The organism is Xanthobacter autotrophicus, from assembly GCF_030015065.1.
Classification (GTDB): domain Bacteria; phylum Pseudomonadota; class Alphaproteobacteria; order Rhizobiales; family Xanthobacteraceae; genus Xanthobacter; species Xanthobacter autotrophicus_D.
On record NZ_JAIVFN010000390.1, the window covers coordinates 1 to 460 of the forward strand.

Annotated in this window: 1 protein-coding gene; it reads right to left on the reverse strand. The window is 59.8% G+C overall.

What is annotated here, in order from left to right; all coding sequences use genetic code 11:
• Nucleotides 1–308, reverse strand: a 308-nt coding sequence (locus K9U40_RS23680) for a hypothetical protein (protein WP_282892504.1), incomplete at its 3' end; no start/stop codon positions are given.
• Between the last annotated feature and the right edge of the window lie 152 nt (nucleotides 309–460).

A 460-nucleotide genomic window follows, 5' to 3' on the forward strand; every position in this document is an offset into this window, starting at 1 on the left:
GTCATAGGTATCTCCTTGTGATCGTTCGAAGGGGTTTTGCGGAACGCAAATCCTGCGCATTTGCAGCGCGAGGAACGGTCATCTTCTGCGTCAGTGCGCGGCGCGCGCTGTAGGCAAGCGCCGACGATTGACCTCTGGATGGCAGGTTTTTTGCGCTGGGGGCGCTGAGGATTACGAGGAGATTTCAGAACCGTAATCGCAAGGTCATCTCTGGGTTCGCGACCGATTTCTAGACTTCTTTCCATGGCGCAAAAAGCGCTATCTGGAAGGTCCATATCGGGCATCCGGCCACCCAGGAGAACCATCATGAAAACCCGCACCGCACTCATCGCTGCCAGCCTCGCCATCTCGGCCGGCGCATCGTTCGCAACCTCGGTCTACCACCCCAGCGCAAGCCAGGAAGAAGGCGTGAGCCTTGCCGCCGATCACCTGGGCGGCGCGGTCTCGCGCCAAGCCGTAC